The following is a 25,653-nucleotide window of genomic DNA, read 5'->3' as shown; positions in this document are numbered from 1 at the left end:
CTATTGCGCTGTTGGCGCTGGCTGGATGGCAAGCTGGTCAGCCAGGCGCACGAACGCGGCCAGGTCCAGTTGCTCGGGGCGCAGGCCGCCGTCGACGCCGGCGGCTTCGATTTCAGCATTGCTCAGCAGGGCTTTGAGTGTGTTACGCAAGGTCTTGCGGCGTTGGTTGAACGCTTCGCGTACCACACGTTCCAGCAGTTTGTGATCCTTGGCCGGGTGCGGCAGTACGGCATGCGGCACCAGGCGCACGATGGCTGAATCGACCTTCGGTGGCGGGTTGAACGCGCCCGGGCCGACGTTGAACAGGTGCTCTACGCGGCAGTGATACTGGACCATGATCGACAAGCGGCCCCAGTCACCACCGCCAGGGCCTGCGGCCAGGCGCTCCACCACTTCCTTTTGCAGCATGAAGTGCATGTCGCGGATGATCCCGGCGTTGTTCAGCAGGTGAAAAATCAGCGGCGTGGAGATGTTGTACGGCAGGTTACCCACCACCCGCAGGCTGTTGGGCGCAGCGCCAAGGCTGTTGAAGTCGAACTTCAGCGCGTCGCCCTGGTGCAGGTTGAAGTTGGTTTTGCCGGCGAACTGCTGGTTGAGGATCGGGATCAGGTCCTTGTCCAGTTCCACGACGTCCAGTTGCCCGCCGCTGGCCAGCAGGCCCTGGGTCAGCGCGCCCTGGCCTGGGCCGATTTCCAGCAGGCGGTCTTCTGGCTTGGCATGGATGGAGCGCAGGATGCGATCGATTACGCCAGCGTCATGCAGGAAGTTCTGCCCGAAGCGCTTGCGCGCCCGGTGTTGGTAATGCTCAGTCATATACGGGTCTCGGCCATCTGATAGGCGGTTTCCAGGGCCACGTGCAGGCTGCCGGTATCGATCTTGCCGCTGCCTGCGAGGTCCAGGGCGGTGCCATGGTCGACGGAAGTGCGGATGATCGGCAGGCCCAGTGTCACGTTGACTGCGGCGCCGAAGCCTTTGTATTTCAGCACGGGCAGCCCCTGGTCGTGGTACATCGCCAGCACTGCGTCGCAGTGCTCCAGATATTTGGGGGTGAACAGAGTGTCTGCAGGCAATGGGCCGCGTAGGTCCATGCCTTCTTGGCGCAGGCGCTCTAATGTCGGTTCAATGATGTCGATTTCTTCATGGCCCAAGTGGCCGCCTTCACCGGCGTGGGGGTTAAGCCCACAGACCAGGATACGCGGCTGGGCAATGCCGAATTTGTGTTGCAGGTCGCTGTGCAGGATGCGCGTGACACGCTCCACACGCTCGGCAGTGATGGCATCGGCGATTTCACGCAGCGGCAAGTGGGTGGTCACCAGCGCCACACGCAGGCCGCGGGTGGCGAGCATCATCACCACTTGAGCGGTATGGGTCAGTTCCGCGAGGAATTCGGTATGGCCGGAAAAGGCGATACCGGATTCGTTGATCACACCTTTGTGCACCGGTGCGGTAATCATGCCGGCGAAGTCGCCGTCGATGCAGCCTTGGCCCGCACGGGTCAACGTCTCCAGCACAAATGCCGCGTTGGCCGTATTCAACTGCCCTGCAACCACTTTGGCTTGCAGCGGGGTGTCCCACACATACAGGCTGCCGGCGGGGGCCGGCAGGTCGGGCCAGTTGCCCGGCGCCACGTCCAGCAGGTTGACGGCCACACCCAGTTGCGCGGCCCGCTCAAGGAGCAGGTCGCGGCTGGTAATGGCAATCAGGGGGTGTGGCTGGGGTTGCGAGGCGAGCAGCAGGCACAGGTCTGGACCAATGCCGGCTGGCTCGCCGGGTGTCACCGCGAAACGCTGGGGTTTCACTGGGGTGCCTGGTCGGTGCCTGTTTGCTCGGCGCCTGGCAGCTTGTTCTCTACATACGCTTCGTCACGGATCTGACGCAGCCAGGTTTGCAGCTCTTCGTCGTATTTGCGGTTACGCAGTACGCTCAGGGCTTGCTGCTCGCGGGCCTGGGTGGTGTTGTCCGTGGCGCGACGGCCAAGCACTTCCAGCACATGCCAGCCGTACTGAGTCTTGAACGGCTTGGACAATACGCCTTGCGGTGTCTCGGCCATAACCTGCTGGAACTCAGGCACCAGAGCTTTCGGGTCGATCCAGTTCAGGTCGCCGCCGTTAAGGGCAGAACCTGGGTCTTCCGAGAAGCTTTTAGCCAGGGTGGCGAAGTCTTCACCGCTTTCAATGCGGTCGTAGATCTTCTGGGCCAGTTCCTTGGTTTGTGCCTCAGTGCGGATTTCGCTCGGTTTGACCAGGATGTGACGAACATGGACTTCGTCTTTCAGCGAAGTCTCGCCACCGCGACGTTCCAGCAGCTTCAGGATGATGAAGCCACCCGGGGTGCGGGCTGGCTGGGTAATGCCACCGACTTCCATGGCGCTCAATTCGCGATCAAACGGAGGTGGCAATTGAGCGGCTTTACGCCAGCCCATGTCACCGCCTTCGAGGGCGTTGTCGCTGCCGGACTGAGCAATGGCCATCTGGGCAAAATCTGCACCCGCTTTCAGGCGCTCATAGATCGCCTGGGTTTTAGCGGCGGCGGCATTAAGCTGCTCAGAGTTGGCTCCGTCCGGGGTTGGGATCAGGATATTGGCCAAGTGCAACTCTTCGGAGAGCTGCATCTTGCCCAGGTCCGAGGCCAGGAAGTTCTTCACTTCCTGCTCGGACACCTGAACCCGCTCGGCCACACGGCGCTGGCGCACACGGCTGATGATCATTTCGCGCTTGATCTGGTCACGGGCGTCCTCGTAGGACAAACCATCGCGAGCCAGGGCGGCGCGGAACTGATCAATGCTCATGTTGTTACGCTGGGCGATGGTGCCAACGGCCTGGTTCAATTCTTCGTCTGAAATACGGATGCCAGAACGGTCGCCAATCTGCAATTGCAGGTTCTCGACGATCAGACGCTCCAGCACCTGGGGTTCCAGGACGCTGCTCGGTGGCACACCACCGCCACGCTTGGCGATGGTTTGCTGAACTTCCTTGACCCGTTGGTCCAGCTGGCTCTGCATGATCACGTCGTTGTCGACGATGGCCGCTACTTTATCCAGCTGTTGAACTGCGGCGTGTGCCGAAACAGTACCCAGGAACAGCGCGCCCAGCACTAGCGGGCGCAAACACTCAGAAAGCTTTGTCTTCACGTTCACGATAACCTTCAATGCCTTTGTCGAGGAAGCTCTCTACCTTGGCGCCGGTCAGGCCGCCGAGTCCTTTAAGGACGATCTGGAAGAAGAGCCCGTGGTCACCCTTTTCGTTCTGAGGGGCGATCTGCGTGTATTCGTCGTTGGAAACCCAGTAACGGTTGATGACGCGCAGTTTCCAGCAGCAGTTGTCGTACTCGAAACCACCAAAGGCTTCCAGGGTACGGTTGCGAGCATAGTCATACTGCCAGCGCGTGATCAGGTTCCACTGGGGAATGATCGGCCACATCATCGAGAAGTCGTGTTGTTGGATTTTGTAGTAATCCTTCACGAAGCCAGGCTTGCCTTCTTCGCCGAAGTCACCACCGAATTGCCATTTGCCGGTCAGCTGGTTGTAGACGATCTGATCGTTGCGATAGCGATAGCCGAGGTTGACCACCTTGTTCGGGTTATCTTCCGGCTGGTAGTGGAACATGGCGCTGCCCGAACGAGGGGTGTGGCTTTCAGTGTCCCAGTTATAGTCGGCCGTGGCACGCCAGTCACGGTTGAAGCGGAACTCATACTCAAGAGCTACCGGGGATACATCACTCTGGGCGTCGGCGCGGTCTGCTGCCAATACGCCCGGCAGTTGAACTTCACGATCTTTGAAGTACAAGGCCTGGCCGATGGCAACACGCTGGCGTTCGAAGCCGTTTTCTTCAATCCAGCGGCTGGTTAAGCCCAGGGACAGTTTGTTTTCATCGCCTATCCGGTCATTACCAACGAAGCGGTTGTCACGGAAGAGCGATGCGTAGCTGAACGAGTATTCACCGGAGTCGAAAACCGGGATATCGCTCTGGTCTTTATTGGGAACATAAAGGTAGAACGCGCGCGGTTCGAGGGTCTGACGATAGTCTTTGCCGAACCAGTTGGTATTGCGATCGAAGAACAGACCACTGTCGATGCTGGCAATTGGCACTGCACGATCTTGCGAGCTTTTGAATACACCGCCGGCGTATGGAGCTGCACCAGGCACCGTGGCAGCTAGCTGCCCGTCGACAATGTCTTTCTTGCCTTTACTGTCCAGGTCAAGGTCATACTTGGTGTAGACGTATTTGAGCCTTGGCGTAATAAAGCCGTAGCTTGACGTCATCGGGTACTCGATCGCAGGCGCTATGTTCAAGCGCGTACCGTTTGCGCGGGTCAGGCCGTTGACGTAGTTATCCAGGCGTCGCTCACCAATGGAACCATCGGGATTGAAGGGCCCGCCATCTTCGTTAACCACATTGCCGCTTCTGAGGTTGCGGTCAAATCTTACGGCTTCTGTCTCATAGGAAAGATTGACGCCCCCCGGATGGTACGGCAGCAAGCCATTAAAGGTGATTTGCGGGAGTCGATCATACGGCGTGATTTGTGAAATCGTGGCCAATTGCATCGCCTGGACATTCAGGCGAGCCTGATAAGAATCCCCGCGATAGGTCAAAGCACCTTGTTGGTTCAGGAAGTCCTGGCTCTGAACGCCTTCCTGATAGGACTTCAAATCCTGGAAATAGAACGGATCACTGATCTTGGTGTAATCAACCAAGGTCGTCAGACGCGAATCCAACCCACCCTTATGCTGCCAATTGAGCATATAGCGGGTTTTTTCGTAATCAGTCTGCTTCTTGCGCTCGTCATTATCGTCGTTGAGGTACGCCCCACCAAACTGCCCTTCACTCGACTTGGTCAGATAGCGGAACTCGCCCTCCATCAACATGCCGCGCTTGGTCATGTACTGCGGGTACAACGTGGCATCGTAGTTCGGCGCCAGGTTGAAGTAGTACGGTGTTACCAGCGTAAAGCCAGTTTCCCCACCGGTGCTGAAGCTCGGCGGCAGGAAGCCGGATTGGCGACGGTCGTCGATCGGGAAGTAGATGTACGGGGTGTACAGGATCGGGATGTTCTTGACCCGCAACGTCGCGTTGGTCGCCGTACCGAAACCGGTGGCCGGGTTCAACGTGATGTTGTTGCCCTTGAGCTGCCAGGCGTTGCTGTCCGGCTCGCAGGTGGTGTACGTACCGTCCTTGAGACGGATGATCGCATTCTCTGCACGCTTGGCGTACAGCGCGTTACCGCGGATACGTGACTTGTGCATCACGTATTCGGCGTTATCGATCTGGGCGGCGCCGGTGTCGAGCTGGACTTGAGCGTGGTCACCCACGATCAGGGCGCCGTTGTCGCGCAGGCGCACCTTGCCATTCAGTTCGCCACGGTTCTCCGCCTGGTACAGGCTGGCTTCGTCCGATTCCAGCTGCATGCTGCCCTGGCGCATGACCACGTCACCGGCCAGGGTAGCGACCTGCTGCTCCTGCTCGTAACGAGAAGCCTTGGCGCCGATGAAGGTCGGCGCATCGCTCTTGTTCGTCTTGTCGTTCATGCCAGGACGAGTCGGCTCGATGTACGCGCCGCCGCAGTAAGGGCCGGTTTCGGCCAACTGTGCTGCGGTCAGCTTGTCGCGAGGTACCCAGTCCAGGTGGCTGTAGTCGGCGCTGCGCGAGCGCAGGCCACGGCCCTTGGCTTCGGTGACCAGCATGGTCTTGGGCTCGGCGTCGACGCTGCCGCCAGCTTTGCCTTGCGGCGTGCTGTTGGCCGAGCTGACGGCAGCACCGTCATGCACCGGGCGCGGTGGCAATGGGGCGGCGGCCGTCTTCGGCGCACAATCCCAGGCACCCGAAGCAGAGACTGAGCAGTCATACTGTTCCGCGGCGACCACGAATGAGGTGGCGAAAGGTTGCAAGGCCAGCAGACTGCCGGTTACCAGCAACGGAAATTTTCTACGAAACGCGGGGGATTTCAATGCCATCTTATTAGTCCGGGCTTCCTGCGTGCCATCTGCCCGCGGTTTGGGCCGCACGCCTCTCGATGGTCTGAAAAAGATGCGTGATAATAAAGCATGCCCCGCTTGACGGCTAGCGCCGTCGGAGACCCTTGTAATGCCCGAGCACGATCTACGTTTACAACAGCTGGAAGTCTGGCTGGATGAGCAGTTGCCGATTCTTTTCAACGCTCAGGACTGGGGCCCCGTGCCCCCGGCCACATTGACCGCGGCCAGCAGCGACGCGAGTTTCAGGCGTTACTTCCGATGGGAGGGCGGTGCCCATACGTTCGTCGTCATGGACGCGCCACCCCCCCAGGAAAACTGCAAACCTTTCGTCGATATTGCGCATTTGCTCGCGAAATCGGGAATAAATGTGCCAAAAATTTATGCAGAAGATTTGCCCCGTGGCTTTCTTTTGCTCAATGACCTAGGCACAAAGACCTATCTGGACGTGATTGACGGTGAAAATGCCGACCAATTATTTGCCGATGCCATCGACGCGCTGCTGGCTTTCCAGCAATTGCCGATGGATGCACCGTTGCCCAGCTATGACGTGGCTTTATTGCGTCGCGAGCTGGAGCTGTTCCCGGAATGGTATGTGCGCCGTCACTTGGGCATCGACCTCGACCCTGAGCAACAAGCCCTCTGGCAACGTGCCAGCCAGCAGTTGATCGACAGCGCCCTGGCCCAGCCCAAGGTGCTGGTGCACCGCGACTACATGCCGCGCAACCTGATGATCAGTGAGCCAAGCCCTGGCGTGCTGGATTTCCAGGACGCGGTCTACGGCCCGGTGACCTATGACATCACCTGCCTGTTCAAGGACGCCTTCCTCAGTTGGCCCCAGGCCCGCGTGCGCGAATGGCAGCGTGGCTATTGGCAGCGTGCCGGACAGTTGGGGATTCCAGTACAGGACGACTTTGAGGAGTTCCTGCGTGCCAGCGACCTGATGGGCGTGCAGCGTCACCTCAAGGTTATCGGCATCTTTTCGCGTATCTGCCACCGCGACGGCAAACCACGCTACCTGGCCGACGTGCCGCGTTTCTTTGCTTATATAGAAGCGGTGCTGGCCGACCGACCCGAGTTGAGTGACCTGGGCGAGTTACTCGCCAGCCTGCGCGAACCTGCCGAGGCCAGCGTATGAAGGCGATGATCCTGGCGGCGGGCAAGGGCGAGCGCATGCGTCCGCTCACCCTGCATACGCCCAAGCCGCTGGTGCAAGCCGGCGGCAAGCGGCTGATCGAGTATCACCTTGAAGCCTTGGCGAAGGCCGGCTTTACCGAGATCGTGATCAACCACGCCTGGCTCGGCGAGCAGATCGAAAGCTACCTGGGCGACGGTGCCCAGTTCGGTCTGCGCATCCGCTACTCCCCGGAGGGTGAACCGCTGGAAACGGGGGGCGGGATATTCCAGGCGTTGCCGCTGCTGGGCGACGAACCGTTTCTGGTGGTCAATGGCGATATATGGACCGACTACGATTTCATCCACCTCAAGCAGCCGATCCGGGGCCTGGCGCACTTGGTGATGGTCGACAACCCAGCACACCACCCGTCGGGCGGGGATTTCTACCTGGATCACGGTGTGCTTCATGATGCCGCGCCCGGTGCCGATAACCTGACCTTCAGTGGCATTTCAGTGCTCGACCCTAAATTGTTCGCGGGTTGCAGCGCCGGTGCCTTCAAGCTGGCCCCGCTGTTGCGCGAGGCCATGGCCAAAGGTTTGGTAACGGGGGAGCACATGGCAGGACGCTGGGTGGATGTAGGGACGCTGGAGCGATTGGCGCAGGTCGAAACCTTGCTGACAGCGGGGCAGTAGGATGTTGTGGCCAGGGACGCTGATCGGCGCCGGGGCTGGCTTTGCCATTGCCAGTATCCCGGGGGCTCTGTTGGGGGCATTGCTGGGGCAGGCGCTGGATCGCCGTCTGCAACTGCACAGTTGGGCGCAGTTGCGTGAACGCCTGGGTGGGCGCCCGGCTTTGCGCAACGATGAACTGCTGTTTGTGCTGCTGGGACGCCTGGCCAAGAGTAATGGCCGGGTTGTCGATGGGCATATCCAGCAAGCGCGCCAGGAGATGCGCGCACTGGACATGAGTGAGCCGGCCCAGCGCCGCGCGATCAGCGCCTTCAACCGTGGCAAGTCCGGCAGCGACCGGGTTCGCCGTTACCTGCGGGTGCTCAAGACGCAGCCCCATGCGGCGGAAGGCGTGCTGCGCGCCTGTTGGCGCATGGCGTGGGCGGACGGTCGAGCGGATGCTGCCGAGCGCGACCTGATCGACCAGTGGGGCAAGTGGTTGGGCTGGACGCCACAGCAGCTTCAGGCATTGGCGACCGATTACGCGCCGGAGCGCAAGCCATTGGCCAATCGTGGCGGTGCCTATCAGGAGGCGTTGCGTATCCTGGGGGTGACGGCAACCACTGAGCCTTCGGTGATCAAGCGCGCCTACCGCCGCCTGCTCAGCCGTCACCATCCGGACAAGATCGCCGGCACGGGTGCCAGCCCCGCGCAAGTGCGGGAGGCGACCGAACGAACCCGAGAGTTGCATAACGCCTATGCGCTGATTCGCGAGCGGCGGGATTTTCGTTGAGATTATCGCCACTCAACGCCATGTGGGAGGGGGCTTGCCCCTGCCACATCGTTGTGCGACATGGTCGACTATGTGATCAGTCTGCGCTGCCCTTCGGGCTCAGCCACCCGCGAACCCTGCGGTACAACTGCTCTTGCTCCGCCGCGCTATTGCCGGGTAACGCCGTGAGCGACACCTGCTTATAGCTGTCATTCTTCGAGCGCTTGGCCGCCTGGAGTCGCTCCAGGGCGTTCTTGCGATCCTGGGCGCCCTCTTGATAGAACACGTCCGCCGTGGGTACCTTCAAGGCCGGCGCCAGTTGCTGCAGGTCCGGTTGGCGAGCCGCAGGCGTCTTGCCGGCCACCATCACCAACCTCTGCACCTGGGAGGGTTGTTTCTCGCTGAGGTAGCGTGCCGCCCACCAGGCCCCGGTGCCATGGCCGAGCAACACCACACTGCGGGCGCTTTGGGTCTGGGCGAAGGCGACGGCGGCGTCGATACGGTCGAAGATGCGCTTGGCGTCGGTCTTGTCCTGCTCATCCGCCCCCGGCACCACAGCCGGGTCAGTGCCTTCGGCCTCGGCACTGGCGGCCTGTTCGACCGGCTTGGCAGCGGTGCTGCCTTCCTTGCTGCTGGTATCGACCGCCGCTTTCGGCGGTTCGATGAGCCGTGGCGGCAGGGTGTCCACACTGACGTCAGGCAATGACAGGCTGAGGGTGCCCCAGGCGGCGTCCGGTAACTTGCGCCGCAGAGGCGCGATGGCCTGCGGCCAGTCCGCGTTCTCCCCGGCACCTGGTATGAGAATCACCACACCCTCGGCTTCGGCGCTGTTGGCGGGTTTCCATAGCGCCAGGAACGAATCGCTACCAGCTTGCAATTGCTGTTGCTCCTGCTGCGGCACCTGCCGTTCGAGCGCACTGGCTTCTTGCTGGCTACGCTCGGGCAAGGCCTGGCGTTCAGCCGGTTTTTCGACGGCAGGCGAGGGTGCATCCTCGGCCTGAACAGGCAAGACGCTGGTAAACAGCAGTGACAGGCACAATGCTGGCAGTGCCGAACGGTGAAGAAAAAGCATCGTTGATTCCCGGCCAGAAGTGATTCCAGCAGCCTAATGGGTTGGTCGGTATTTGTCAGGGGTATGAGGCGCGGTTCTCGCTATCGACAGGCTATCGGCGGTTTGTTAGCTGTCTTGATGGTCGCCGCGCGGCCATTCAACCAATGAATGGCAGACAACACGCCAGGGGCAGCTATTCTTGTGCCAGCCCATCATTCATAAGAGGCCGCGCACATGAGTACTTCCTCATTCAAGATCGCCCACAAACTGCTGACCGGTGCAGGTGCCATCGAACAACTGGCTGCCGAACTCACGCGCCTGGATGTGGATAACCCACTGATCGTCACTGACGCCGCGCTGGTCCAGTCCGGTACCGTGGCGCTGGCCTTGGAGCATCTGGGTGATCGAGCCTACGAAATCTTCGACCGCGTGCTGCCCGATCCGGAAATTGCCATCGTCGAAGACTGCATGCGTGCGTACCGCGAAGGGGGGCATGACGGCCTGATCGGTGTGGGCGGCGGCAGTGCCATCGACATCGCCAAGAGCGTGGCGGCCTATGCCGGTTATCACGGCGCGCTGGCGGACTTGTTTGGCGTCGATCAGGTGCCGCGCAAAGGCCCGCCGTTGATCGCCATCCCCACCACGGCCGGTACCGGCTCGGAGGTGACCAATGTGGCGATACTGTCCGACAAGGCTGCACAGCTGAAAAAAGGCATCGTCAGCGATTACTTGCTGCCGGATGTCGCGCTGATCAGCCCGCAAATGACCTTGACCTGCCCGCGAGGTGTCACGGCCGCCAGTGGCGTGGACGCCTTGGTGCATGCCATCGAGTCCTACCTGTCGCTGCATGCCTCGCCGATTACCGACGCCCTGGCCATCGGTGCGATCAGATTGATTGCCAGCGCGTTGCCCAAGGCTTACGCCAACCCGGCCAACCTGCAGGCCCGTGACGACATGGCCACCGCCAGCCTGATGGCCGGCATGGCCTTTGGCAACGCGGGCGTCGGTGCCGTGCATGCGCTGGCGTACCCGTTGGGTGGGCGCTTCAATATTGCCCATGGCGTCAGTAATGCGCTGTTGCTGCCGTATGTCATGCACTGGAACAAATTGGCCTGCGTCGAGCGTATGCAGGACATTGCCCAGGCCATGGGCGTCAATATCGCCGGGCTGAGTGTGAATGACGCTGCCGACCAGGCTGTAGAGGCGATGACGCGGTTATGTGCGGCAGTGGAGATCCCGTCCGGCCTGCGCAGTTTCGGCGTGCCCGAGGACGCCATCCCGGCCATGGCCAGCGAAGCTGCAGGCATTGAACGCTTGATGCGTAACAACCCGCGCAAGCTCAGCGCCGCCGATATCGAAAAAATCTACCGGGCAGCTTACTAACCGTTGAGATAGGTCACGGTGCGCGCAGCAAAGCATGAGGTATACAATGCGCGCCATCGTGATTTAGCTCAAAAAAGGTGCGTCATGCAGCCCTTCGTCATTGCTCCATCGATTCTCTCTGCCGACTTCGCCCGCCTGGGTGAGGAAGTGGACAAGGTGTTGGCCGCCGGTGCCGACTTCGTGCACTTCGATGTCATGGACAACCACTACGTACCCAACCTGACCATCGGCCCGATGGTGTGCGCCGCGTTGCGCAAGTACGGCATCACCGCGCCGATTGATGCGCACCTGATGGTCAGTCCGGTAGACCGTATCGTCGGTGACTTCATCGAGGCGGGTGCGACTTACATCACCTTCCACCCGGAAGCTACATTGCACGTTGACCGCACCTTGCAACTGATCCGCGAAGGCGGCTGCAAGGCGGGCCTGGTATTCAACCCGGCCACTCCGCTGAGCGTGCTTGAGTACGTGATGGACAAGGTCGACATGGTCTTGCTGATGAGCGTCAACCCAGGCTTCGGCGGGCAGAAGTTCATCCCTGGCACCTTGAACAAGCTGCGTGAGGCCCGTGCGCTGATCGATGCATCGGGGCGTGACATTCGCCTGGAGATTGACGGCGGCGTTAACGTCAACAATATCCGTGAGATCGCCGCAGCGGGTGCCGATACCTTCGTGGCCGGCTCGGCGATTTTCAATGCCCCGGACTACCAGGCCGTCATTGACAAGATGCGTGCCGAACTGGCGCTGGCGCGTCCATGAGCGGTTTTGAGCAGTTGTTCCCCGGCAAATTGCCACGGCTGGTGATGTTCGATCTGGACGGTACCTTGATCGACTCGGTGCCCGACCTGGCGGCCGCGGTGGACCAGATGCTGCTCAAGCTGGGGCGCAAACCGGCAGGCATCGAGTCAGTGCGCAAGTGGGTCGGCAATGGCGCGCCGATGTTGGTGCGCCGGGCCCTGGCCAACGACATCGATGCCACGGGTGTGGATGAGGTAGAGGCAGAGCATGCCTTGGAACTGTTCAATGCCGCTTATGAAAGCAGCCACGAACTGACCGTGGTTTACCCCGGTGTTCGCGACACCCTCAAGTGGTTGAGCAAGCAGGGCGTGGAAATGGCCCTGATCACCAACAAGCCGGAGCGCTTCGTTGCGCCGTTGTTGGACCAGATGAAAATCGGGCGCTATTTCCGCTGGATTATCGGCGGCGATACTTTGCCGCAGAAAAAACCAGACCCTGCGGCCCTGTTTTTCGTAATGAAAATGGCCAATATTCCGGCGTCTCAGTCGCTGTTTGTCGGCGATTCGCGCAGTGATGTGTTGGCGGCTAAAGCGGCGGGCGTGCAGTGCGTGGCCTTGAGTTATGGTTACAACCATGGCCGGCCGATTGCGGAGGAGTCCCCCGCTCTGGTCATTGATGACCTGCGACTGCTAATCCCCGGTTGCTTGGGCGCGGGCGCTGAGATAACGTTGCCCGACATTGATTCGTCCCCTTCTGGAAATTCCATCGTGGTGGTCACTCGCAAACTCTGGATGAAAGTCATCAAGGCCTTGGCCCGCTGGCGTTGGCGCGCCTGACTGATCCAGGCCGCGTGTGCGGCACGTTTGCCTACCTGACTTGACCCTCACACCACGAGGCACCTCATGACCCGCGAAGAATTCCTGCGTTTGGCCGCTGCCGGCTACAACCGTATCCCCATGGCTTGCGAAACCCTGGCCGACTTCGATACGCCGCTGTCGATCTACCTGAAGCTGGCCGATGAGCCCAACTCTTACCTGCTTGAGTCGGTACAAGGCGGCGAGAAGTGGGGCCGTTACTCGATCATTGGCCTGCCATGCCGCACGGTGCTGCGGGTGCACGACCATCATGTGAGCATCACCCATGACGGCGTGGAGATCGAAAGCCATGACGTAGAAGACCCGCTGGCCTTTGTCGAAACCTTCAAGGCGCGCTACAACGTGCCGACCATTGCTGGCCTGCCGCGCTTCAATGGCGGCCTGGTGGGGTACTTCGGCTATGACTGCGTGCGCTATGTGGAAAAACGCCTGGGCAAATGCCCGAACCCGGACCCGCTGGGGGTGCCGGACATTTTGCTGATGGTGTCCGACGCGGTGGTGGTGTTCGACAACCTCGCCGGCAAGATGCATGCGATTGTCCTCGCCGACCCCGCCCAGGCTGATGCCTTCGAACAAGGCCAGGCCAACCTGGAAGCGTTGCTGGAAAAACTTCGCCAGCCGATCACCCCGCGTCGCGGCCTGGACCTCAGCCGCCCCCCGGCGGCCGACCCGGTGTTCCGCTCCAGCTTTACCCAGGATGACTACGAGCGCGCCGTCGATACCATCAAGGAATACATCCTTGCCGGTGACTGCATGCAAGTGGTGCCGTCGCAACGCATGTCCATCGACTTCAAGGCGGCGCCGATTGACCTATACCGCGCACTGCGTTGCTTCAACCCGACGCCGTATATGTACTTCTTCAACTTCGGCGACTTCCACGTCGTGGGCAGTTCGCCGGAAGTGCTGGTGCGGGTTGAAGACAACCTGATCACCGTGCGCCCGATTGCCGGCACGCGCCCCCGTGGGGCGACCGAAGAAGCCGACGTGGCGCTGGAAGAAGACCTGCTCAGCGACGAAAAGGAAATTGCCGAACACCTGATGCTGATCGACCTGGGGCGCAACGACACCGGGCGTGTCTCGGAAATCGGCTCGGTGAAACTGACCGAGAAGATGGTTATCGAGCGGTATTCCAATGTGATGCATATCGTGTCCAACGTCACCGGCGAGCTGAAGGCCGGGCTGACGGCGATGGACGCCCTGCGAGCGATTTTGCCGGCGGGCACATTGTCGGGGGCGCCGAAGATCCGTGCGATGGAAATTATCGACGAACTGGAGCCGGTCAAGCGCGGTGTCTATGGCGGCGCCGTCGGGTATTTCGCCTGGAACGGCAATATGGATACCGCCATTGCGATCCGCACGGCGGTGATCAAGAACGGCGAGCTGCATGTGCAAGCTGGTGGCGGGATTGTGGCAGACTCGGTGCCGGCCCTTGAATGGGAAGAAACCCTCAACAAGCGTCGGGCGATGTTCCGTGCCGTGGCATTGGCAGAGCAAACTCCACAAGACTAAAGCTGGAATAAAAAATGTGGGAGCGGGCTTGCTCGCGACGACGGTGTGTCACTTGAGATATTCAGTGACTGATCCACCGCCATCGCAGGCAAGCCAGCTCCCACATTTATTTTGCGCAGTATTTAGAAATCCAGACTGAGTCCGACATTGATGCCTTGCTGGGTCAAGTTGTCATCCTTTCTCACGTTATACGCCGCCCGCAACGCCAGGTCCTGAGTCAGCTTGTGGCTGACACCCAGGCTCAAGCGGTCAGAATTACTGCGAGGCGTATACCCGTCGAGCTTGAAGTCGATCCCCTGCACGCTGTTGAGCGAAATGTTCACCTTCTGGGTGTCATTTTCAAACTCATGCTCGTGGGCCACTTCGCCAAAAACCTGGGTTTGCGGCGTGATGCGGTAGCTGCCTTGCAGGCCGACGCCCAGGCGTTTGGAGTCGCGTTGTTGATCGTCAAAGGTCAGGGCGGTGGAGCGGCTGCTTTTCTCCGAGTAACCATTGACTTCAACCCGCGCGTAATCGGCGCTGATGAACGGCGAGAGGTGCCAGTCGCTGCCCGGCGCGGCGATGTCATACCCCACGCGGCCGCTCAGGGCCCAGAGCCAGCCATCGGTGTCACCTTTCTCCGAGCCTTCGCTGATACCCAGGGCAAACTTGCGTTTGAGGCTGTCGAAGTCCAGCTTGCCGCCGGTCAATGCGGCATCGGCCCACCAGTGGTTCTGCTGATACTGAGCGAATGCCGTGCCCATATAGCTGTTGAGCTTGTAGTCTGAATCATTGGCGCCGGCTTCGAGTGTCTGCCGATACAGGCCGGCGGCAACGCCCACGCGCCAGTTTTCATCGAGCCGATAGCTGCCACCGATATTCAGGTTATAGCCGCTGCCGTCGCCACTGGCCGAGCTGCTCTGATCATCGAAATCCAGGCGTTGGCCGCCGCCGGCCACTATGGCGCGCCATTGGCCGACGGCTTGCCAGCTGCCGTTGTCTGCTTGCCATTGGTTACGCAACTCGTCCTGGTGGGCGCGCAATGTGCCTTGGGCCATTTCCGGCAGCAAGGTCAGTTCCCACGGCGCGGCGAGTAGCGAATAGGCGTAGTCGGCAATCAAGCGTTGCCCGGCCACAGTAGGGTGGACCGAGTCGTTGTAGATCAGCTTGGTTGGGTCCGGGTTGGTGCCGCCGATGCCATAGGTTGGGTTGGCGGTGCAACTGTTACCGCTGAAGCAGGTGCCCGTCAGGTTCTGCTCGGTGGCTAGGCCGAAGCGCGCTGGATCGGCGAAGGCCTCGTTCAACAGCAGCGGGATGTTCAGCGGGATAACCTGCGCATCCACTTGTGACAGACGCTGTACCAGGGACTGGTTGAAAATAGTGCTCAGGGCCGAAGTCGCTGCTTGCTGTGGGGTGCCGTTGATGGCCGGCGTCAGGCCCAGGTCGGGTAGCATCCACACCATAATGTAACGCGCGCCGGCTTGTTGCAGGGCCTGGGCGCTGTCCGCCAGCCTGCCGCCGGCGGCGACCGCTTGAGCGGGGCTGAGTACCCGGCCTTGCAGGAAGTCATTGCCGCCACCGGAAAGGAAGTAAAGTGCGTTCGGGTCGGCTCTCCCACCATTAGCCGGCAGATAGCCCTGCCGACTGCGCAACACAGTGCCGCCCCCGGGGTTGCCTGGGGGAATCGCAGCATTGGAGACTGAGGTAATGGACTCGAGGATATTGTCGGTACGGTAGCCACCCACTGCCCAGTTGTTGCCGTCTGGCAAACCCTGGGCTGCGCGAACCGGTGAGGTGGAAGCATTCAGGTCGTTGGGAGCGACGCCCAGTTTCGTGCCCAGCAGGGTCGATGAGACCAGGCCGTATTCACCCTGGAAGGTCGGCCCGGTTCGGTTGGTAAAGCGCAATGTGGCGCCGGCCGAACCGTCGGGAAACTGGCCTGCATCCGCCAGGCTGTCGCCGAAAACCACCATGGTTGAATAAGGTGACGGGGCTGCGAACGCCTGGGCGCAGGCCAATGACAGGAGGCAGCCGGCAAGGGGCGCGAAAAACGCTGGTCTGAGCATGCAAGATTCCATTGGGTTGTTTTTATGTCGGAAGTGAAACACTAGCAAAATTTCTGGCATTTTCTGTAGGGAAATCCGGAATCCACCTACGTTGCGTCCCCGTATTTGCGGCTCCATATTGCACCGCTGGCGAGCCTACGTTACTGTGCCTGAACGTATGAATGAGACCCTCCCCGTGTTGATCATCAGCAAACTCTTGATGCGAGTAGTCAAGGCACACGCCCGTTGGCGTTGGCGCGCCTGACATTTTTCTCTGCCGGCCTGGCCGGACCTGTACCGATTTGCCTTCTTCACCCGTTGTCTGACGCCCCTTGCCAACTCACCCTGGCAACCGGAACGTGCGTCTGGCAGCGGGTCACACGCTTGGAAGGCGGTCATTTGAAATCAGTGAATTCAAGAGGTTTGAACCCACATGTTGCTGATGATTGATAACTACGACTCCTTTACCTACAACGTTGTGCAGTACCTGGGCGAACTGGGTGCCGAGGTCAAGGTGGTGCGCAACGATGAACTTACCGTTGCTGAAATCGCTGCGCTGAACCCCGAGCGCATCGTGGTTTCGCCTGGCCCGTGCACGCCGACCGAGGCGGGCATCTCTCTGGAAGCTATCCAGTATTTCGCCGGCAAGCTGCCGATCCTGGGCGTCTGCCTGGGCCATCAGTCCATCGGCCAGGCGTTTGGCGGTGATGTGGTGCGCGCGCGCGAGGTCATGCACGGCAAGACCAGCCCGGTGTTCCATCGGGATTTGGGTGTATTCCATGGCTTGAACCTGCCGGTGACCGTGACCCGTTACCACTCTCTGGTGGTCAAGCGTGAAACCTTGCCCGAATGCCTGGAACTGACCGCCTGGACCCAATTGGAAGACGGCTCGGTCGACGAGATCATGGGCCTGCGCCACAAGACACTGAACGTCGAAGGGGTGCAATTTCACCCTGAATCAATCCTGACCGAGCAGGGCTACGAGCTGTTCGCCAACTTTCTCAAGCAGAGCGGCGGCACGCGCTAAGGACTTTTCATGGATATCAAGACTGCCCTGAGCCGTATCGTCGGCCATCTGGACCTGAGCACCGCGGAAATGAGCGATGTGATGCGCGAGATCATGACCGGTCAATGCACCGATGCTCAGATCGGCGCTTTTATGATGGCGATGCGCATGAAGAGCGAAAGCATCGACGAAATCGTCGGTGCGGTGTCGGTGATGCGTGAGCTGGCGGATAAGGTCGAACTCAAGACCCTCGACGGCGTCGTCGATGTAGTGGGCACCGGCGGTGACGGTGCGAATATTTTCAACGTGTCGACCGCCTCATCCTTCGTGGTGGCCGCCGCTGGTTGCACCGTCGCCAAGCACGGGAACCGCGCGGTGTCTGGCAAGAGCGGCAGTGCCGACTTGCTGGAAGCGGCCGGTATTTACCTGAACCTCACGCCGGTGCAAGTAGCGCGCTGCATTGACAGCGTTGGTATCGGCTTCATGTTTGCCCAGTCCCATCACGGCGCGATGAAGCACGCTGCCGGCCCGCGCAAGGACCTTGGCCTGCGTACCCTGTTCAACATGCTCGGCCCGCTTACGAATCCGGCCGGTGTGAAGCATCAGGTGGTGGGCGTGTTCAGCCAGGCGCTGTGCCGGCCGCTGGCCGAAGTATTACAACGCTTGGGCAGCAAGCATGTGCTGGTGGTGCACTCCAAGGATGGCCTCGACGAATTCAGCCTGGCGGCGCCGACCTTCGTGGCGGAGCTGAAGAACGACGAGGTCACCGAATATTGGGTCGAGCCCGAAGACCTGGGTATGAAAAGCCAGAGCTTGCACGGCCTGGCGGTGGAAAGCCCGGCCGCTTCACTGGAGCTGATTCGTGACGCCTTGGGGCGTCGCAAGACCGAAAACGGTCAGAAAGCTGCGGAAATGATTGTGCTCAATGCTGGCGCAGCCCTTTACGCCGCCGACCATGCCTATAGTCTCAAGGAAGGTGTCGCCTTGGCCCACGATGCGCTGCACACCGGCCTGGCTCGTGAGAAGCTCGAAGAGCTGGGAGCATTCACCGCCGTATTCAAGATGGAGAATGAAGGATGAGTGTGCCAACTGTTCTGGAAAAGATCCTGGCCCGTAAGGCTGAAGAAGTGGCCGAGCGCCGCGCCCGCGTGGGCCTGGCCGAGTTGGAAGCCCAGGCGAAAAGCGCCGAGGCACCACGCGGCTTTGCCAATGCCTTGATCGCCCAGGCCAAGCTCAAGCAGCCGGCCGTGATCGCCGAGGTTAAGAAAGCCTCGCCGAGCAAGGGGGTGATTCGCGAGAACTTTGTACCCGCCGAGATCGCCGCCAGTTATGAGAAGGGTGGGGCGACTTGCCTGTCCGTACTGACGGATATCGACTACTTCCAAGGTTCAGACCTGTTTCTGCAACAGGCGCGCGCCGCGTGCAAGTTGCCGGTGATCCGCAAGGATTTCATGGTGGACCCGTACCAGATCGTTGAAGCCCGAGCCTTGGGTGCCGACTGCGTGTTGCTGATTGTCTCCGCATTGGATGACGTGAAGATGGCCGAGCTGGCGGCCGTGGCCAAAAGCGTCGGCCTGGACGTGCTGGTCGAAGTACACGACGGCGACGAGCTGGAGCGCGCATTGAAGACCCTCGATACTCCGCTGGTGGGCGTCAACAACCGTAACCTGCATACCTTCGACGTCAGCCTCGAAACCACCCTCGACCTGCTGCCGCGTATCCCGCGCGATCGTCTGGTGATTACCGAGAGTGGCATCGTCAACCGCGCCGATGTGGAACTGATGGAAATCAGTGGCGTGTACTCGTTCCTGGTGGGCGAGACGTTTATGCGCGCAGAGAACCCGGGGGCGGAGCTGCAGCGCTTGTTCTTCCCGGAGCGCGGTACGACGATCAGCGGTTCGACACTAGACTGATTTGAAATACGCTCGGAACTGTAGGAGCTGGCTTGCCTGCGATAGCGGCGGGTCAGCCAACCTCTGTGTAGCTGACACACCGCTATCGCAGGCAAGCCAGCTCCCACATTGGTTTTGTGTTTATTCAGGTAGGTAGGTGTTCGATGCTCCAGCCCGTGATCATGACTGTCGAAGCAGGCCTTGCCGCCGAGCAAGACCTATTGGCAGCCGTTTGCGCGGGTGAGCAGGCATTCGGATTGCTGTTCTGGCAGCCCAGTGACCAAGCACTGGTCATGCCGCGCCGTTTGAGCCGGCTGCCGGCATTCGCGATGGCGAGCCAGGTTTCGGCCGATGCGGGTTGGCCGGTATTGCTGCGTGAAACCGGTGGTGAGCCGGTGCCGCAGTCCGGCGCCACGGTCAATATCGCCCTGGTCTATGCCCCACCGCGCAGTGAAAGCGACCAGGGGCGCATCGAAACCGGCTATCAGCGCTTGTGCCAACCGATTTGTGATCTGTTGATCGAGTTGGGTGGCGATGCGTCCGTCGGCGAAATTGACGGTGCCTTTTGCGACGGCCGTTACAACGTCAACCTCAATGGCCGCAAAATGGTGGGCACTGCCCAGCGTTGGCGACAAAGCGGTGGCCGCCCGGTCGGGTTGGTGCACGGGGCGATGTTGCTGGAGAATGATCGTGAGCAATTGATTGCGGCGGTCAACCGCTTCAATCAAGCCTGCGGTTTGGAGCAGCGGGTTCGCGCCGATAGCCATATCGCACTGCACGAAGCGTTTACGGCGCCGGATGCGATCCGTCGGCTCGACACGTTGTACCGTCAGATGCTGGCTGGCTTCCTGCCGGTTTAACGGGTACCGAACACCACCATCGTCTTGCCTTTGACGTGCACCAAGTTGCGTTCTTCCAAGTCCTTAAGCACGCGGCCGACCATTTCTCGTGAACACCCGACAATACGTCCGATCTCCTGGCGCGTGACTTTGATCTGCATGCCGTCGGGATGGGTCATGGCATCGGGTTGCTTGCATAGGTCCAACAGGCAGCGAGCGACGCGGCCGGTGACATCAAAGAACGCCAGGTCGCCGACTTTGCGGGTGGTGTCGCGCAGGCGCTGGGCGATCTGACCGCTCAGGGCGTACAAGATGTCCGGATCATGCTGGGCCAATTCGCGAAATTTTGCATAGCTGATTTCGGCCACTTCGCACTCAACTTTGGCTCGTACCCAAGCACTGCGTTCCTGCTCTTTGCCTGCTTGTTCAAACAAACCCAGCTCCCCGAAGAAGTCTCCGGCGTTGAGATAGGCAATGATCATCTCACGGCCATCCTCATCCTCGATCAGGATGGTGACTGAGCCCTTGATGATGAAAAACAGGGTTTCTGAGCGCTCGCCGGCGCAGATGATGTTGTGCTTGGCCGGATGACGTCGGCGCTGGCAATGCAGCAACAGCTTGTCGAGGTTCTTGATCTTGGGTGTGGGAGTAAGAGCAACCATGGTTGTATCCCGAAAAGACTGCGCGGTGTAGTTGGCGTTGTTTTTATCCAGCGGCATCTCATTGATATACGCTGTACAAGTCATGGCAATGCGCCATTCATTTGGCGCCAGCTTACCAGACACCTTCTGTCGCGATTAGCCAATTTAGCGGCAAACGCTGTCATTTATCGAATTTATGCAGAGCGCTGTTGTTTCAAGGCCCTGTGCTAAGCTGGCGACCCTTTTTTAGCAGTGGAGTCTGGGCGATGAAGGCACGCATCCAATGGGCGGGCGAAGCCATGTTCCTCGGTGAGTCGGGCAGCGGCCATGTGGTGGTCATGGACGGTCCGCCGGAAGCCGGCGGTCGTAACCTGGGTGTACGCCCCATGGAAATGTTGCTGCTGGGTGTGGGCGGTTGCAGCAATTTTGACGTGGTCAGCATCTTGAAGAAGTCCCGCCAGGCCGTAGAAAGCTGCGAAGCCTTCCTGGAAGCTGAACGCGCCACTGAAGACCCCAAGGTTTTTACCAAGATCCATATGCATTTCGTGGTCAAGGGCCGGGCGCTGAAAGAAGCCCAGGTCAAGCGTGCCATCGAGCTGTCGGCAGAGAAGTACTGCTCAGCATCGATCATGCTGGGGGCTGCGGGCGTGGTCATTACCCACGACTACGAAATCATCGAGCTGGGTTGATTGCAGCAGGCAAAAGAAAGGGCGCTTCGGGCGCCCTTTTTTCGGTTCAGATTCGATAAGTGCTTTTGGTCATGACCTTGGCCAACAGGCTCATGCCGAACCGTACCGGGGCTGGAAAGCGGAAGCCGCCCGCGTCCAGCGCGCTTTCTGCATGGTGCTCTTCGTCAATGCGCATCTGCTCAAGAATGGCCCGTGACTTTTCGTCTTCGGCCGGCAGTTGCTCCAGGTGTTCATCCAGGTGCTTGCACACCTGATGTTCTGTCGCGGCCACAAACCCCAGGCTGACTTTGTCACTGATCAGCCCGGCAGCCGCGCCGATACCAAACGACAAGCCATAAAACAGTGGGTTGAGCACGCTGGGATGGCTGCCCAACTGGCGGATGCGTTGTTCGCACCAGGCCAGGTGGTCGATCTCTTCCTCGGCCGCATGCTCCATCGCCACGCGCACTTGCGGCAACTTGGCGGTCAGCGCCTGGCCCTGGTACAGCGCCTGGGCACAGACTTCACCGGTATGGTTGATGCGCATCAGGCCTGCGACGTGACGGGTGTCGGTCTCGCTCAACTGTACATCCGGCTGCACGATGGCGGGCGATGGGCGGTAGGGCTGGCCACTGAACGGCAGCAGGGTGCGCATGGCCATGTCGGCTTGCAGCAACAGACGGTCAATCGGCGAGTAGTGACGTTGGGTAGTCATGCTGACCTCCGGGAAGAATCTCGGCGGCCAGTTTACCGCAAGAGAGCGTCCAGCGTTTGTGCTGAGTCAATTTGCCCTTGTGCACTCAGCCCGGTGGCCAGTTCATCTGGCGCTGACCCAGCACGTGCATATGGATGTGGTAAACGGTTTGCCCGCCGTCTTCATTGCAATTCATCACCACACGAAAGCCTTTTTCGCAGCCTTGTTCCACGGCCAGGCGTTGGGCGGTGAACAGGATATGGCCGGCCAGCGCCTTATCGTCCTCGGTCAGGTCGTTGAGGGTACGAATGGGTTTTTTCGGGATAACCAGGAAGTGCACTGGTGCCTGGGGGGCGATATCGTGAAAAGCCAGGACTTGGTCATCTTCATAGATGATCTTCGCCGGTATTTCCCTGTTGATGATCTTGGTGAACAGAGTATCCACAGCTGTATCTCCATCGTGAAAAGTGAGGTAAGTGTACGTAGGCCGTCAGCGCGGGCAATAGGCCTTGTTGATGGCACCGGCAATTTTGCGGGTCAGCCAGCGGGGGCTCAGGCGTGGGCTGAACGTCAGCCAACGATTGCGGCGCCCGGGAATGATGATGGCCTTGTTCTTTTCCAGCGCCCGCACGGTGTAGAGCGCGACTTCTTCCGGGCTCATCAGTTGCTGGCTGCGGTCGAGTTTCGCCGTATCCATCTGCGCGGTGCCGAAGAATGCGGTGCGCGTAGGGCCAGGGCACAGCACTGAAACCTTGATGCCGCAGGTCTTCAATTCCTCGCGCAACCCTTCGGAGAAGTGCAGCACGTAGGCTTTGCTGGCGTAGTAGCTGCTCATCCACGGCCCAGGCTGGAAGGCCGCGACCGAAGCCACATTGAGGATTTGCCCGCCGCCATGCAGGGCCATGGCATTGCCCAGTGCGTGGCACATGCGGGTCAAGGCCAGGATGTTGACTTCGATGAGGTCCTGCTCGGTCATCCAGTCCTGGGCCAGGAACGGCCCGCTGGTGCCGATGCCGGCGCAGTTGACCAACAGGTCGATCTGTCGCTCACCCTCTTCGAGCTCCAGCAAAAAGCCGGACAAGCGCAGCGGCTCGCCCAAATCACAGGCGCGAAACAGTACCTCGACGCCGAAGCGTTGGGTCAATTCCAATGCAATGCTTTCCAACTGATCACGCTGGCGGGCCACCAGAATCAAGCTACGGCCACGCCGTGCCAAGGCTTCGGCCAATGCCAGGCCGATGCCACTGGAGGCGCCGGTGATCAGAGCGTAACGGGTCATGCCTTTCTCCATCGCAACGCCGCCGGCCCATGACAGTGCGTCACAGGCGGCGGGCGTTTCTTCACTGTTCTGGAGAGTCTACAGGTTCGGCTGCATCGTCAGCACTTTGCGCTGCGGCTTCGTCAACGATAGCGCTTTGATCGGCGTCTGCATCGGAGGTGATGGAGCTGCTTTCGTAGCTGCTGTCCATGTTGGCTTCAAGCTGGTCCAGGTAGCCGTTCATGCCCAGGGTGACGACGATGATGAGCATCAAGGGAATGAACGCCAGCCACAGCGAGGCCAGGATTTTCACCGCAGTGGAGTTGCGTGGTGGTGGCGCGCCGTATTGGTTGGCGCCCGTGTTGCCTGGCAATACCAGCAACAGCAGCGGGAAAACACTGTTAACCAGCGGAACCAGGTTGAGCAGGTACAGCCAGCCAGACCAGCCCAGGTCATGCAGGCGCTGCACGCCGATTTGCACGCTCACCACTACCAGTGCCACAAACAGCGCGAAACCCAGCAGTGAGCCAATAATGATGGCGATGGTTGGCGAGGCTGTCGCCACCGCGAAGCCCACCGTACTGATGATGCCCGCTGCCACCAACATCGCGACGGTCAGTGCCAGCGTCCAGGCCAGGTAGCGCAGGCGCCCGATGCGCCCGTGGATGGTGAAGACCTTGAGGGTTGCGAACTCCGGCAGGTCGTCGCCAACGGCAGCGCGTGGGGGAGCATAAGGTGAGGCGGCGGCGCGGTCAGCGGTTGACGAGCTTGTTTCGTGGGTTTCTGCCAGGCTGAATGCCACAGGTTGTTCGGCCTCGATGCGAGCGTCGACCCCGGCGTTGTGCAGTGCCGTGAGGTAAGTTTGCGCGTCGGGGTGGGACAGGTCGCGCTTGAGCGCGACGGGGCGGCCGGTGAAGAGCTTTTCGATCGCTTCAACATCGCTTTTGAATAACTCGGCGAGGTTCAGCTTGGCGGTGGTGCTTTCGACACCTGGGCGCAAGGCTCCGTCAAACACAATCTTGAAACGGCTGTCGCTCATGCGGGCATCCTTGTCACTTAATCAGGGAGAGTATGCAGGCCTGTCCAATCGGCAGGCCTGCCAGTGGGTCAGCGTGGCCAGCGCAGTTGCGCGGCGTGCTCGCGTGCTTTGCGGTATTCGGCATCCAGGCGGGCAACGAGGTCATCCACACTGGGTACATCATTGATCTCACCGACGCCTTGGCCAGCAGACCATACAGTTTTCCACGCTTTGGCCTCATCGCTCAATGGCTTGAGCTTGGAACCGAAGTTGACTTCACCTTTGCCTTGAAGCGCAGCGAGGTCAAACCCGGCATTTTCCAGGCTCTGGCGCATGAAGCTGGCAGGTACGCCGGAGACCGCTGGAGTGTGCACGATGTCGGCGGCGCGCGATGTGAGCAGCATCTCCTTATACGCATCCGGTGCCTGGCTTTCGGTGGTGCCGATAAAGCGCGTGCCGAAATATGCCAGGTCTGCCCCCAGCACCTGGGCGGCGAGGATTTCGTGCCCATGGTTAAGGCAGCCCGCCAGCAGTAGGGTTTTGTCGAAGAACTGGCGAATTTCGGCAATCAGTGAAAAGGGGCTCCAGGTGCCAGCGTGGCCACCCGCACCAGCGGCGACGGCAATGAGGCCATCAACACCCGCTTCAGCGGCTTTCTCGGCATGGCGCCGGGTAGTGACGTCATGAAATACCAGGCCGCCGTAGCTATGAACCGCGTCCACCAACTCCTTTACCGCACCGAGACTGGTGATGACGATGGGCACCTTGTGCTCGACGCAGATCGCCAGGTCTGCCTCCAGGCGCGGGTTGCTGTTGTGCACGATCAGGTTCACGGCATAGGGCGCAGGGTTGTCCAACTGAGCCAGGCCCGCTTCGATTTCTTCCAGCCAGGCCTTGAAGCCACTGCTTTCGCGTTGGTTGAGCGCCGGGAAACTCCCAACTACCCCGTTGCGACAGCAGGCCAGGACCAGTTGCGGATTAGAGATCAGAAACATCGGCGCGGCCACCACGGGCAGGCGCAGACGTTGTTCCAGCAGAGCGGGCAGCGACATTGGAGGTTCCCCGAGTAATTGACGTTAGAACGGTTTGACCACGACCAAAATTACGATAGCCAGCAATATCAGAACCGGGACTTCATTGAACCAGCGATAAAAGACATGGCTGCGGGTGTTTTCGCCACGGGCGAAGCGCTTTACCTGTGCGCCGCACATGTGATGGTAGCCAATCAGCAGGACGACCAGGGTCAACTTGGCGTGGATCCAGGCGCCCGACTGGAAAATGCCGGGGTTGAGGGCCAGCATCCAGATGCCGAAGACCAGTGTGGCAACCATCGCAGGGCCCATGATGCCCCGGTACAACTTGCGCTCCATGATGCTGAAGCGTTCCTTGCTGACGGTGTCTTCGCTTTGGGCGTGGTAGACGAACAGGCGCGGCAGGTAGAACAGCCCGGCAAACCAGCAAACGATGCTGACGATATGGAAGGCTTTGACCCATAGATAGAGCATTTTAGTTATTCCCAGGTTCACGGTAG

25 protein-coding genes are annotated in these 25,653 nt (G+C 60.2%); 12 read left to right on the top strand and 13 right to left on the bottom strand.

The features are described from left to right. The 4 genes from rsmA to GH769_RS22140 are packed head-to-tail and all read right to left on the bottom strand — an operon-like array spanning position 1 to position 5,951. Complete coding sequence (gene rsmA, locus GH769_RS22155; RefSeq protein WP_020302176.1) at positions 1–813, bottom strand: 16S rRNA (adenine(1518)-N(6)/adenine(1519)-N(6))-dimethyltransferase RsmA; 813 nt, start codon at positions 811–813, stop codon at positions 1–3. Beyond that, positions 810–1,799 (bottom strand): 4-hydroxythreonine-4-phosphate dehydrogenase PdxA, encoded by a 990-nt coding sequence (pdxA, locus tag GH769_RS22150; RefSeq protein ID WP_003194722.1) that lies wholly within the window; start codon positions 1,797–1,799, stop codon positions 810–812. The genes rsmA and pdxA overlap by 4 nt, the downstream gene beginning before the upstream one ends. After that, the gene (locus GH769_RS22145; RefSeq protein ID WP_137271085.1) at positions 1,796–3,130 is read right to left on the bottom strand and encodes a peptidylprolyl isomerase; all 1,335 of its coding nucleotides are present in this window, start codon (positions 3,128–3,130) and stop codon (positions 1,796–1,798) included. The genes pdxA and GH769_RS22145 overlap by 4 nt, the downstream gene beginning before the upstream one ends. Continuing rightward, positions 3,111–5,951 (bottom strand): LPS-assembly protein LptD, encoded by a 2,841-nt coding sequence (locus GH769_RS22140; RefSeq protein WP_020302177.1) that lies wholly within the window; start codon positions 5,949–5,951, stop codon positions 3,111–3,113. The genes GH769_RS22145 and GH769_RS22140 overlap by 20 nt, the downstream gene beginning before the upstream one ends. A 130-nt stretch (positions 5,952–6,081) precedes the next feature. On the opposite strand from GH769_RS22140, the gene GH769_RS22135 reads away from it, so the two are divergent. From GH769_RS22135 to GH769_RS22125, 3 genes are read left to right on the top strand one after another with little or no spacing between them, the layout of a single operon-like run. Next, positions 6,082–7,107, top strand: coding sequence for an aminoglycoside phosphotransferase family protein (locus GH769_RS22135; protein WP_014720177.1), 1,026 nt, complete (start codon positions 6,082–6,084; stop codon positions 7,105–7,107). Then, positions 7,104–7,778, top strand: coding sequence for an N-acetylmuramate alpha-1-phosphate uridylyltransferase MurU (gene murU / locus GH769_RS22130; protein ID WP_020302178.1), 675 nt, complete (start codon positions 7,104–7,106; stop codon positions 7,776–7,778). Before GH769_RS22135 ends, murU begins: the two co-directional genes overlap by 4 nt. Position 7,779: 1 nt before the next feature. Beyond that, positions 7,780–8,547 (top strand): TerB family tellurite resistance protein, encoded by a 768-nt coding sequence (locus GH769_RS22125; protein ID WP_014720175.1) that lies wholly within the window; start codon positions 7,780–7,782, stop codon positions 8,545–8,547. 76 nt (positions 8,548–8,623) lie between these two features. Here the strand turns inward: GH769_RS22125 and GH769_RS22120 are convergent, their stop codons facing one another. Then, entirely contained in the window at positions 8,624–9,598 is a 975-nt protein-coding gene (locus GH769_RS22120; protein WP_020302179.1) for an alpha/beta hydrolase family protein, read from the bottom strand. A 213-nt stretch (positions 9,599–9,811) separates the two neighbouring features. On the opposite strand from GH769_RS22120, the gene GH769_RS22115 reads away from it, so the two are divergent. The 4 genes from GH769_RS22115 to trpE all read left to right on the top strand — a co-directional run bounded on the left by GH769_RS22115 (position 9,812) and on the right by trpE (position 14,082). Then, positions 9,812–10,960: an iron-containing alcohol dehydrogenase gene (locus GH769_RS22115; RefSeq protein WP_014720173.1), complete on the top strand. Its 1,149-nt coding sequence runs from the start codon at positions 9,812–9,814 to the stop codon at positions 10,958–10,960. A gap of 84 nt (positions 10,961–11,044) precedes the next feature. Next, entirely contained in the window at positions 11,045–11,719 is a 675-nt protein-coding gene (gene rpe / locus GH769_RS22110; protein WP_003194703.1) for a ribulose-phosphate 3-epimerase, read from the top strand. Continuing rightward, positions 11,716–12,534, top strand: a complete 819-nt coding sequence (locus GH769_RS22105; protein WP_014720172.1) for a phosphoglycolate phosphatase — start codon at positions 11,716–11,718, stop codon at positions 12,532–12,534. Before rpe ends, GH769_RS22105 begins: the two co-directional genes overlap by 4 nt. A 66-nt stretch (positions 12,535–12,600) precedes the next feature. Beyond that, a complete protein-coding gene (trpE, locus tag GH769_RS22100) occupies positions 12,601–14,082 on the top strand; it encodes an anthranilate synthase component I (protein ID WP_020302182.1) in 1,482 nt (493 codons plus the stop codon). A 122-nt stretch (positions 14,083–14,204) separates the two neighbouring features. Here trpE and estP read toward each other — a convergent pair whose 3' ends face one another. Then, the gene (estP, locus tag GH769_RS22095) at positions 14,205–16,127 is read right to left on the bottom strand and encodes an esterase EstP (RefSeq protein WP_032903903.1); all 1,923 of its coding nucleotides are present in this window, start codon (positions 16,125–16,127) and stop codon (positions 14,205–14,207) included. A gap of 412 nt (positions 16,128–16,539) precedes the next feature. On the opposite strand from estP, the gene GH769_RS22090 reads away from it, so the two are divergent. The 4 genes from GH769_RS22090 to GH769_RS22075 all read left to right on the top strand — a co-directional run bounded on the left by GH769_RS22090 (position 16,540) and on the right by GH769_RS22075 (position 19,864). Next, positions 16,540–17,133, top strand: a complete 594-nt coding sequence (locus tag GH769_RS22090) for an aminodeoxychorismate/anthranilate synthase component II (protein WP_014720169.1) — start codon at positions 16,540–16,542, stop codon at positions 17,131–17,133. Positions 17,134–17,142: 9 nt separating this feature from the next. Next, the gene (gene trpD, locus GH769_RS22085) at positions 17,143–18,192 is read left to right on the top strand and encodes an anthranilate phosphoribosyltransferase (RefSeq protein ID WP_003194694.1); all 1,050 of its coding nucleotides are present in this window, start codon (positions 17,143–17,145) and stop codon (positions 18,190–18,192) included. Then, positions 18,189–19,025 (top strand): indole-3-glycerol phosphate synthase TrpC, encoded by an 837-nt coding sequence (gene trpC / locus GH769_RS22080; RefSeq protein WP_032903902.1) that lies wholly within the window; start codon positions 18,189–18,191, stop codon positions 19,023–19,025. Before trpD ends, trpC begins: the two co-directional genes overlap by 4 nt. A gap of 143 nt (positions 19,026–19,168) precedes the next feature. Continuing rightward, positions 19,169–19,864, top strand: a complete 696-nt coding sequence (locus tag GH769_RS22075) for a lipoate--protein ligase family protein (protein WP_032903900.1) — start codon at positions 19,169–19,171, stop codon at positions 19,862–19,864. Here the strand turns inward: GH769_RS22075 and crp are convergent. Continuing rightward, on the bottom strand, positions 19,861–20,505 hold the full coding sequence (gene crp / locus GH769_RS22070) for a cAMP-activated global transcriptional regulator CRP (RefSeq protein ID WP_014720166.1): 645 nt from the start codon (positions 20,503–20,505) through the stop codon (positions 19,861–19,863). The two genes, GH769_RS22075 and crp, sit on opposite strands and share 4 nt — an antisense overlap. A 245-nt stretch (positions 20,506–20,750) precedes the next feature. On the opposite strand from crp, the gene GH769_RS22065 reads away from it, so the two are divergent. Further along, positions 20,751–21,173, top strand: coding sequence for an OsmC family protein (locus tag GH769_RS22065; protein ID WP_003194686.1), 423 nt, complete (start codon positions 20,751–20,753; stop codon positions 21,171–21,173). A gap of 46 nt (positions 21,174–21,219) precedes the next feature. On the opposite strand, the gene coq7 is transcribed toward GH769_RS22065, so the two are convergent. The 6 genes from coq7 to hemJ all read right to left on the bottom strand — a co-directional run bounded on the left by coq7 (position 21,220) and on the right by hemJ (position 25,627). Beyond that, positions 21,220–21,867, bottom strand: coding sequence for a 2-polyprenyl-3-methyl-6-methoxy-1,4-benzoquinone monooxygenase (gene coq7, locus GH769_RS22060; protein ID WP_014720165.1), 648 nt, complete (start codon positions 21,865–21,867; stop codon positions 21,220–21,222). An 85-nt stretch (positions 21,868–21,952) separates the two neighbouring features. Continuing rightward, entirely contained in the window at positions 21,953–22,291 is a 339-nt protein-coding gene (locus tag GH769_RS22055; RefSeq protein WP_003194682.1) for a histidine triad nucleotide-binding protein, read from the bottom strand. A 45-nt stretch (positions 22,292–22,336) separates the two neighbouring features. After that, positions 22,337–23,125, bottom strand: a complete 789-nt coding sequence (locus GH769_RS22050) for an SDR family oxidoreductase (protein ID WP_003194680.1) — start codon at positions 23,123–23,125, stop codon at positions 22,337–22,339. A gap of 61 nt (positions 23,126–23,186) precedes the next feature. Beyond that, positions 23,187–24,143 carry a DUF805 domain-containing protein gene (locus GH769_RS22045; protein WP_032903899.1) on the bottom strand — a complete coding sequence of 319 codons (957 nt, stop codon included), beginning with the start codon at positions 24,141–24,143 and terminating at the stop codon, positions 23,187–23,189. A 68-nt stretch (positions 24,144–24,211) separates the two neighbouring features. After that, the gene (locus GH769_RS22040; RefSeq protein ID WP_014720163.1) at positions 24,212–25,174 is read right to left on the bottom strand and encodes a nitronate monooxygenase family protein; all 963 of its coding nucleotides are present in this window, start codon (positions 25,172–25,174) and stop codon (positions 24,212–24,214) included. Between the two features lie 24 nt (positions 25,175–25,198). Further along, on the bottom strand, positions 25,199–25,627 hold the full coding sequence (gene hemJ, locus GH769_RS22035) for a protoporphyrinogen oxidase HemJ (RefSeq protein ID WP_003194674.1): 429 nt from the start codon (positions 25,625–25,627) through the stop codon (positions 25,199–25,201). Positions 25,628–25,653 lie beyond the last annotated feature (26 nt).

Source organism: Pseudomonas sp. CFSAN084952 (assembly GCF_009648855.1).
Classification (GTDB): domain Bacteria; phylum Pseudomonadota; class Gammaproteobacteria; order Pseudomonadales; family Pseudomonadaceae; genus Aquipseudomonas; species Aquipseudomonas paracarnis.
The sequence above is the reverse complement of the archived record's forward strand: the minus strand, read 5'-3'. Positions and strand labels throughout refer to the sequence as shown.

What these genes read in the sequence shown, in the direction of transcription:
- GH769_RS22135 (WP_014720177.1), top strand. Translation starts at nt 6,082, where the DNA reads ATGCCCGAGCACGATCTACGTTTACAACAGCTGGAAGTCTGGCTGGAT.
- hemJ (WP_003194674.1), bottom strand. Translation starts at nt 25,627, where the DNA reads ATGCTCTATCTATGGGTCAAAGCCTTCCATATCGTCAGCATCGTTTGC.
- trpD (WP_003194694.1), top strand. Translation starts at nt 17,143, where the DNA reads ATGGATATCAAGACTGCCCTGAGCCGTATCGTCGGCCATCTGGACCTG.
- GH769_RS22075 (WP_032903900.1), top strand. Translation starts at nt 19,169, where the DNA reads ATGCTCCAGCCCGTGATCATGACTGTCGAAGCAGGCCTTGCCGCCGAG.
- GH769_RS22105 (WP_014720172.1), top strand. Translation starts at nt 11,716, where the DNA reads ATGAGCGGTTTTGAGCAGTTGTTCCCCGGCAAATTGCCACGGCTGGTG.
- murU (WP_020302178.1), top strand. Translation starts at nt 7,104, where the DNA reads ATGAAGGCGATGATCCTGGCGGCGGGCAAGGGCGAGCGCATGCGTCCG.
- rpe (WP_003194703.1), top strand. Translation starts at nt 11,045, where the DNA reads ATGCAGCCCTTCGTCATTGCTCCATCGATTCTCTCTGCCGACTTCGCC.
- crp (WP_014720166.1), bottom strand. Translation starts at nt 20,505, where the DNA reads ATGGTTGCTCTTACTCCCACACCCAAGATCAAGAACCTCGACAAGCTG.
- trpC (WP_032903902.1), top strand. Translation starts at nt 18,189, where the DNA reads ATGAGTGTGCCAACTGTTCTGGAAAAGATCCTGGCCCGTAAGGCTGAA.
- GH769_RS22090 (WP_014720169.1), top strand. Translation starts at nt 16,540, where the DNA reads ATGTTGCTGATGATTGATAACTACGACTCCTTTACCTACAACGTTGTG.
- GH769_RS22050 (WP_003194680.1), bottom strand. Translation starts at nt 23,125, where the DNA reads ATGACCCGTTACGCTCTGATCACCGGCGCCTCCAGTGGCATCGGCCTG.
- GH769_RS22125 (WP_014720175.1), top strand. Translation starts at nt 7,780, where the DNA reads ATGTTGTGGCCAGGGACGCTGATCGGCGCCGGGGCTGGCTTTGCCATT.
- GH769_RS22065 (WP_003194686.1), top strand. Translation starts at nt 20,751, where the DNA reads ATGAAGGCACGCATCCAATGGGCGGGCGAAGCCATGTTCCTCGGTGAG.
- GH769_RS22115 (WP_014720173.1), top strand. Translation starts at nt 9,812, where the DNA reads ATGAGTACTTCCTCATTCAAGATCGCCCACAAACTGCTGACCGGTGCA.
- GH769_RS22120 (WP_020302179.1), bottom strand. Translation starts at nt 9,598, where the DNA reads ATGCTTTTTCTTCACCGTTCGGCACTGCCAGCATTGTGCCTGTCACTG.
- coq7 (WP_014720165.1), bottom strand. Translation starts at nt 21,867, where the DNA reads ATGACTACCCAACGTCACTACTCGCCGATTGACCGTCTGTTGCTGCAA.
- rsmA (WP_020302176.1), bottom strand. Translation starts at nt 813, where the DNA reads ATGACTGAGCATTACCAACACCGGGCGCGCAAGCGCTTCGGGCAGAAC.
- GH769_RS22140 (WP_020302177.1), bottom strand. Translation starts at nt 5,951, where the DNA reads ATGGCATTGAAATCCCCCGCGTTTCGTAGAAAATTTCCGTTGCTGGTA.
- estP (WP_032903903.1), bottom strand. Translation starts at nt 16,127, where the DNA reads ATGCTCAGACCAGCGTTTTTCGCGCCCCTTGCCGGCTGCCTCCTGTCA.
- GH769_RS22040 (WP_014720163.1), bottom strand. Translation starts at nt 25,174, where the DNA reads ATGTCGCTGCCCGCTCTGCTGGAACAACGTCTGCGCCTGCCCGTGGTG.
- trpE (WP_020302182.1), top strand. Translation starts at nt 12,601, where the DNA reads ATGACCCGCGAAGAATTCCTGCGTTTGGCCGCTGCCGGCTACAACCGT.
- GH769_RS22045 (WP_032903899.1), bottom strand. Translation starts at nt 24,143, where the DNA reads ATGAGCGACAGCCGTTTCAAGATTGTGTTTGACGGAGCCTTGCGCCCA.